At 41.6% G+C, this 6,443-nt stretch carries 10 protein-coding genes; 4 read left to right on the top strand and 6 right to left on the bottom strand.

The annotated features are described in order from the left end of the window. The coding region (locus ACFFAP_RS07665; protein ID WP_375510659.1) for a calcium-binding protein at positions 1 to 932 on the top strand (932 nt) is incomplete at its 5' end. A 38-nt stretch (positions 933 to 970) separates the two neighbouring features. Here ACFFAP_RS07665 and ACFFAP_RS07670 read toward each other — a convergent pair. From ACFFAP_RS07670 to ACFFAP_RS07695, 6 genes are all read right to left on the bottom strand, one after another. Next, on the bottom strand, positions 971 to 1,120 hold the full coding sequence (locus tag ACFFAP_RS07670) for a hypothetical protein (protein ID WP_229546604.1): 150 nt from the start codon (positions 1,118 to 1,120) through the stop codon (positions 971 to 973). A gap of 35 nt (positions 1,121 to 1,155) precedes the next feature. Next, the gene (locus tag ACFFAP_RS07675; protein ID WP_375510670.1) at positions 1,156 to 1,509 is read right to left on the bottom strand and encodes a DUF4277 domain-containing protein; all 354 of its coding nucleotides are present in this window, start codon (positions 1,507 to 1,509) and stop codon (positions 1,156 to 1,158) included. Positions 1,510 to 2,138: 629 nt separating this feature from the next. After that, positions 2,139 to 2,375 (bottom strand): type II toxin-antitoxin system RelE/ParE family toxin, encoded by a 237-nt coding sequence (locus tag ACFFAP_RS07680; protein WP_375510660.1) that lies wholly within the window; start codon positions 2,373 to 2,375, stop codon positions 2,139 to 2,141. 3 nt (positions 2,376 to 2,378) lie between these two features. Beyond that, positions 2,379 to 2,660 (bottom strand): type II toxin-antitoxin system ParD family antitoxin, encoded by a 282-nt coding sequence (locus ACFFAP_RS07685; RefSeq protein WP_375510661.1) that lies wholly within the window; start codon positions 2,658 to 2,660, stop codon positions 2,379 to 2,381. Between the two features lie 161 nt (positions 2,661 to 2,821). Continuing rightward, complete coding sequence (locus tag ACFFAP_RS07690) at positions 2,822 to 3,208, bottom strand: type II toxin-antitoxin system VapC family toxin (RefSeq protein ID WP_375510662.1); 387 nt, start codon at positions 3,206 to 3,208, stop codon at positions 2,822 to 2,824. Between the two features lie 2 nt (positions 3,209 to 3,210). Next, complete coding sequence (locus tag ACFFAP_RS07695) at positions 3,211 to 3,459, bottom strand: type II toxin-antitoxin system Phd/YefM family antitoxin (protein ID WP_375510663.1); 249 nt, start codon at positions 3,457 to 3,459, stop codon at positions 3,211 to 3,213. Positions 3,460 to 3,471: 12 nt separating this feature from the next. Between ACFFAP_RS07695 and ACFFAP_RS07700 the strand changes: the two genes are divergently transcribed. The 3 genes from ACFFAP_RS07700 to ACFFAP_RS07710 all read left to right on the top strand — a co-directional run bounded on the left by ACFFAP_RS07700 (position 3,472) and on the right by ACFFAP_RS07710 (position 6,172). Then, positions 3,472 to 3,732 (top strand): hypothetical protein, encoded by a 261-nt coding sequence (locus ACFFAP_RS07700; protein WP_375510664.1) that lies wholly within the window; start codon positions 3,472 to 3,474, stop codon positions 3,730 to 3,732. Between the two features lie 318 nt (positions 3,733 to 4,050). Continuing rightward, positions 4,051 to 4,404, top strand: coding sequence for a hypothetical protein (locus ACFFAP_RS07705; RefSeq protein ID WP_375510665.1), 354 nt, complete (start codon positions 4,051 to 4,053; stop codon positions 4,402 to 4,404). Between the two features lie 415 nt (positions 4,405 to 4,819). Then, positions 4,820 to 6,172 (top strand): histidine phosphatase family protein, encoded by a 1,353-nt coding sequence (locus ACFFAP_RS07710; RefSeq protein WP_375510666.1) that lies wholly within the window; start codon positions 4,820 to 4,822, stop codon positions 6,170 to 6,172. Positions 6,173 to 6,443: the final 271 nt, after the last annotated feature.

The following is a 6,443-nucleotide window of genomic DNA, read 5'->3' on the forward strand; positions in this document are numbered from 1 at the left end:
TGCTTGGTGGGGATAGCGATGACTTTCTTGATGGTCAGGAAGGTAATGACCTCGTCTTGGGCGAGGATGGGAATGACAGCCTGTTTGGTGGGGCTGGCAATGACCAAATCGAAGGAGGAGAAGGCGATGACACCCTCCGTGGCGGGGTCGGCAATGACACTCTCCTTGGAGCGCCTGGAAATGATGTCCTCATAGGCGTTGATACTAACGGTTCTAATTCTCCTGGATTAGGAGAGGTTGATATCCTAACTGGAGGGCCTGGGGAAGATCAGTTCTTACTTGGAGATGCTACTAATGTCTTTTATGACGATAACAACAATGGAAGTAGTGGTTTGGCAGACTACGCTACCATCAGTGGCTTCAACTCCAACGAAGATACAATCCAGCTCAAAGGAACACTGGCAGACTATCGCTTGCAGACTGTGGGAGCCAATACAAGTGTATTTCTGGACAACTCAGGAGAGCCAGATGAACTCGTTGGTGTTGTGCAAGCGTCGTCTCTGAGGCTTGATAGTGACGACTTCCTGTTCTACGAGAAAGAAGATGCTGGACAAGGGACAAACAACACACTAGCCACTGCTGAGAAGCTAGGTACTTTAACATCAGGTTCAGAAGTTAATACCTCTGCTCAGCTGGCAAGACTTCCAGGGAACAATCCTGATTTCGACTTTTTCACATTTTCTTTAGCCAACCCAGGAACTGTGACTATCAGCACGCCGAATTACAGTGGTAACTTTCCAGTTATCGGCCTATTTAATAGTGCTGGGAACTTACAGAGTTCCAGTACTTCTCAATCAATCACCGCTTCACTAGGGGCAGGTACTTACTCCATTTCAGTAAGTGATTATGATTACTTCCCTCAAAATGGCGGAACTTTCAGTTCTGGCTTTTTTGACCCTGGTTCTTATACGCTAGGAGTCACTGTAGCCTAAAGACAAATGGTACTAAGAAAAGCGGAAACAGTTGCCAATTAAGAAGTTTGCAGCTGTTTACGTAATTCTTGTCGAGGTTTTGTCATGAAGGGGTAAGCTTTGGGGCGGCGTTTTTGAACTCGTGGTTCCCTGCGTGCGGGACGGTCAGTAACGACTTTGTGAACGATAATTTTGATTGTTCTGCTCATCCATCATTACTATCCGCTCAATAAATCGGGGCGAACTACCAGTTCAGGAACGAGGCTAAAAATATTGTATCTAGTCCTTTCATGGATAATTTATCCATGACTCTCCCTAACTTATCATCATTCAGATATTCTGGTTTGACTCCTGCTCCTATTAAATGTTCACATGCTATTGATTCAAAAAATTTTGGAAATATATATAACGGTTGAGAAATGCATCCTAACCCATTGGTAATCATTGCTTTGACTACATGTCCTGCACTGACTTTTTCTTCTCTTTCTAAACCTATTAAATTATTGATTATTTCTACCAGTCCGATGGCATCTACTATTCCGGCTATTATTCCCAAATGATCTATATTCTCTATTGACACATCTTTCATGTTCAACATGTTCACAGAATTTTCTCCTTCAATTTCTGTTTAATGTCTCACATTTTTCCGGTATCAATAATTAATTTTTCTCACTCGTAACTTAAGTGACATCTACTTATCTCTCTTGCTTGGAGATTACTGCTATCTATTCTCAATAGCTTTTAGCTCCGCTACTTTTCTTATAGTCTTTTTGTACTACTAGGATCGATTTTTTTGATCTGTGACACTTTAGGGTGCGGAATGTGGGATACATAAGTCTTGATTTCTCGTTTTGTGTCCAGGCTTTTTCCCTCACTTCCATTCCTTTCCCCCACGGGCTACGGTGTACACACAAGTCTTCTAGAGTTACCCCACAGGCTTTTGATCCCCCCAACCCCCCGATAAATTGGGGGGCAAAAACTTCTTAAAGTCCCCCAATTTATCGGGGGATTTAGGGGGATCTAACGTCGTTTTGTATCTTGTACAAAGATGTGTGTACACCGTAGCCCCCACGGGGGGAGAGGCTTTGAAACCCAGTTTTAGTTTTTCTCTGCTTGTATGAAACCACCCTGCTTCCCTTGTAGGTAATGGGAGTAAGATTCAAAGCCTCTCTCCGTTTCGGAGAGAAGTTTGGAGAGAGGTCTTTCAGTTCTCGTGAACAGCAAGATTTAACTATGTATGCCTGAAGACTCCGGGAGGTTTGCCGAAAAAATTGGTGCTTTTGCTGCCCCTGGCGCAATATCAGGACGGGCTTGACCAAGTTCTGGGTTATCAGCCAGCATTTGACATTTTGTATCAATCTGGTCAACCAATCTGTCAGCTGCTGTTAGATTATCAGCCGCAATATAAATCCATATTTCAATCAGGTCTTCTTCGGCTTTAGCAGTGCGGATAAAACGTCCCACGAATCACGCATCCTTTTGAGAAACTTGACCTAAACGCCTACGGGCTTCCTGTTTAATAGCTTCAATATCTGTATACTGCCCAGCACCACTGTCAATTCCTTCTTGCCAAAGACGGCGTACTTCATCAATATTTTGCAACTGCAACAGGCGTTTTTGCTTCCAGTCCTGTAATGCTTCGCGGATAACTTCACTACTGCTGGCATATTCGCCAGATTCAACCACATCACGGACAAAAGCAGCTATTTCTGGTGTGAGAGAAACACTAATTTTCTCAACGTTAGGCATGGCTGGACATCCTTTTTAGTTTAAAAGTAGCAAATATTATTACCACAAACAAGATCGAGCGATCGCTTTTCTCTTACCAACACAAATGCATAAGTGTAGCCCGCACTTCGACAAAGCTCAGTGACCATCGTAGGCGATCGCTATTGTCTAAAAAAATCCTTTTACCAGATAGTCTCGACAGAATACTGTGCAATTTTCTGGTCGATGGTCACAATTGGCAAATTCTCTACTTGACTTTGGCCAATCAGAATCCGGTCAAACGGATCTCGGTGAATGTTTGGTAAAGTGGCAACCTGTAAAGTGTGTGTCATTTTAATGTCTAGACTCTCGAAGCGGTTCAGTGCTAGTCGGTTTGGAATATATTGTTCTACAGGTTCAGGTAAAGTTAGCTTACCCGATTTAGTCTTGATGACAATCTCCCAGACACTTGTCACGCTCAGAAATAAAATATTACCTGAATCAGCAATTATACTGCGACTGGTGGAAAATAACTGAGAGTCATCTGTCACCCACCAAAGAAATACATGGGTATCCAGTAAAGCTCTCATCTTTAAACTAGATTAGAACTTTCAAAATCATTTAAGATATCTTCTGGTAAAGGCTCGTTAAAATCTGGTGCAATGATAACTTTACCTTTATCCAATCCTGGAATTCGAGGTGAGGCTGTATCTCTGAGAGCGACTAAGCGTGCAACTGGAATACCCTTCTGTGCAATCACCACCTCTTCACCAAGTAATACCTGACTCAGCAATTCAGAAAACTTGGCAGTTACTTCAGAAACATTAACGGTGATACTCATTTGCCTAAGTAATTGTTAATTCCTAATATTTCTGAGGATAACACTGGCTATAATCGCATTTTTCAATCTTGTGGCCATGACCCCATTATCCGCGTAGATGCGTATTCCTGCAAAGCGTTTTGTAGAGAAGCAGCTTGTTGTCAGACAATGATTGCCACTAAACAAGGGAATGTGATTGATTTACCTGATAATATCCCTGATTTAAGGCTGGTATATCTCAACGAACTTAACTGCGATCGCTTGGAAACTGAACCAAATAATCCAATTTCCTAAGAGATACCATTCGTTATATAGGACTCATATTTGATTGCGTGAAATACACGTAGGGTGCGTTATGCCTCTGGCTAACGCACCATCAGATAGTTTGGTGCGTTACGCTACGCGATAACACACCCTACATATACTTAAATTTTTTCAGGAATCAAATCAGATTTTTATAGCTTGGTAATGCTTAAAACAACATTAATCATTGACAATCTAAGTATATACGCAATATGATTATTGTAATAGCACCTAACGATAGAGTTAATCAAAATAATTTTCCCAGATAATAATAGATGAGCAATATTAAAGATAATTTGGATAAAACAGATGAACACCAAAATTATTGCTTTCTTGGGGATTACGGCAGCCTTTGCAAGCTTGGGAAGCCAAGTATACGCACAGTCACCAACATCAAGCTCAAATCTAGAGCAATACAGATTAACTGGTAATTCTCTTGTTGGAATTGATCGTAGAACAGCCCAAGAAGACTTTAAAAGCTTTTTTGAGCGAACTAATCCAGCAAGCATCTCCAACAATAATAGAAGAAACAATAAAACTCCAGTCAAAATACAGTTTAACGAATCATTATCACAGCCAGACACTTCTGTTTTGTTAGCACCGGCTCAGTCTGGGAGTGACAATGATGGATTGCAAGTACAGTTGGATATAGACAGAGAATAATTTAGGTATAGAGATTGACGCTGTAGTTTTAATTAATTATGCGTTACCCAAAATCCTTAGTAGGCACAATTCATAAATTGTGCCTACGTTATTTTCACTGTTATGTCTAAATGGTATAACGAACCGCAGAGGCGCAGAGAACGCAGAGAGAATAAAGAGAGATTTTCACGAATGATTTCGGATTGCTATATACATTGAATTGTTCTTGTATACTTAGCTTAAAGCAAATATTTATACTAGAAACAAAACAGTTTTGTTAGGAAATATTGTTAACACAACGGCGGTTTTTGCTGCTCATCCTACGTCCCCTACAAGAATAAAGTTTCGTACTTGACTAAATCCGCCTTCCTGAATCACTAAATATGCAATCATTTTGCAGTAGAATTAATCGTCAAGATAAGAGGAGGGCTTTTAGATGACTCGTGTCATCATTGTGCGCCACGGTCTAAGCGGCTATAACACCGAGAGGCGTATTCAGGGACGCACTGATGCGTCAACATTAACCGAAAAAGGTCGTAACGATGCAAGTATTGTTGGCAAAGCCCTCAGCAATATTTTATTTAATGCGATTTACAGCAGTCCCCTGCAACGAGCGAAACACACAGCAGATATTATCCATAGTGAGTTAGCTACTCATGCTGAACAGTCTGCTGTAATCCAAGTTTCTGATTTGCTGCTAGAAATCGACTTACCTTTATGGGAAGGACTTTTAACTGCCGAAGTTAAGCAGAAATTTGCCGAAGACTACTGCACTTGGCATCAACGCCCCGACGAACTGCGGATGCTGCTGAATGATGCACAAGGGACAAGAGAACATTTTCCCGTTCTTGCTTTATACGAACAAGCACGGCAGTTTTGGCAAGAAACTTTGTCTCAACATCAAGGCGAAACTATTCTCATAGTGGGACATAACGGCATTAACCGGGCCCTGATTAGCACAGCCTTGGGAATTCCTCCAAGTCGCTACCATTCAATCCAGCAATCTAACTGTGGCATTACCGTACTAAATTTTGGTGGACGATTGGGGGAACCAGTTCAGCTAGAATCCTTAAATCAGACACAACAGACTGGGGAAAGTCTACCCTCATTGCGACCGGATCATCAAGGAATACGGTTGTTGCTGGTGCGTCACGGTGAAACTGAATGGAATCGTCAAACCAGATTTCAAGGGCAAATTGATGTCCCCCTCAACGACAACGGTAGACAACAGTCGCAAAAAGCAGGCGAATTTCTCCAAGAGGTAGCGATTGATAATGCTTGCAGTAGCCCAATGCTGCGCCCTAAAGAAACAGCAGAGATCATCCTAAAACAACATCCTAATGTTTTGTTAGACTTGCAAGATGGTTTAAGAGAAATCAGCCACGGACTCTGGGAAGGAAAATTAGAAACAGAGATAGAGCAAGAATTTCCCGGAGAGTTGCAGCGCTGGCGGTTAGTACCAGCCCAAGTGCAAATGCCTGAAGGGGAAAATTTGCAAGAGGTATGGGAACGCAGCGTTGCAGCTTGGCAATCAATTGTGCAATCTGCATCAACCAATCAATTTAAAACTGTATTAGTAGTAGCTCACGACGCAACTAACAAAACCTTACTTTGTCACATTCTAGGTTTATCGCTGGAAAATTTCTGGAATTTCCGCCAGGGTAATGGTGCAGTCAGTGTTATTGATTACCCTTCTGGAATCGATGGTTTACCAGTATTGCAAGCGATGAACATTACCACTCACTTAGGTGGAGGTGTACTAGATAAAACAGCAGCAGGAGCGTTGTAAAAAAGTTAGGAGCCATTCAATTTTGGATTTTGAATTTTAAATTTTGGATTGAAGGATAAATCTAAAATCTAAAATTGGCAGAGTTAGGAGTTAGGAATAAAGTTAGGAGTGAAAAATTATGAGTAATGAATAAAGTTAGAAGTGATGAGCGAGGAACAAATAACTCCTAACTCCTGTACGCGATTAATCGCGTTCCTGTACAGACGCGATTAATCACGTCTCTACTCCTAACTCCTGTACGCGATTAATCGCGTCTCTACTCCTAACTCCT

It is taken from the genome of uncultured Nostoc sp. (assembly GCF_964245575.1).
Lineage (GTDB): Bacteria > Cyanobacteriota > Cyanobacteriia > Cyanobacteriales > Nostocaceae > Nostoc.

Excerpts from the sequence above, each read along its gene's own strand:
- ACFFAP_RS07695 (WP_375510663.1), bottom strand. The coding sequence starts at position 3,459 with ATGAGTATCACCGTTAATGTTTCTGAAGTAACTGCCAAGTTTTCTGAA.
- ACFFAP_RS07685 (WP_375510661.1), bottom strand. The coding sequence starts at position 2,660 with ATGCCTAACGTTGAGAAAATTAGTGTTTCTCTCACACCAGAAATAGCT.
- ACFFAP_RS07690 (WP_375510662.1), bottom strand. The coding sequence starts at position 3,208 with ATGAGAGCTTTACTGGATACCCATGTATTTCTTTGGTGGGTGACAGAT.
- ACFFAP_RS07675 (WP_375510670.1), bottom strand. The coding sequence starts at position 1,509 with ATGTTGAACATGAAAGATGTGTCAATAGAGAATATAGATCATTTGGGA.
- ACFFAP_RS07670 (WP_229546604.1), bottom strand. The coding sequence starts at position 1,120 with ATGAGCAGAACAATCAAAATTATCGTTCACAAAGTCGTTACTGACCGT.
- ACFFAP_RS07705 (WP_375510665.1), top strand. The coding sequence starts at position 4,051 with ATGAACACCAAAATTATTGCTTTCTTGGGGATTACGGCAGCCTTTGCA.
- ACFFAP_RS07710 (WP_375510666.1), top strand. The coding sequence starts at position 4,820 with ATGACTCGTGTCATCATTGTGCGCCACGGTCTAAGCGGCTATAACACC.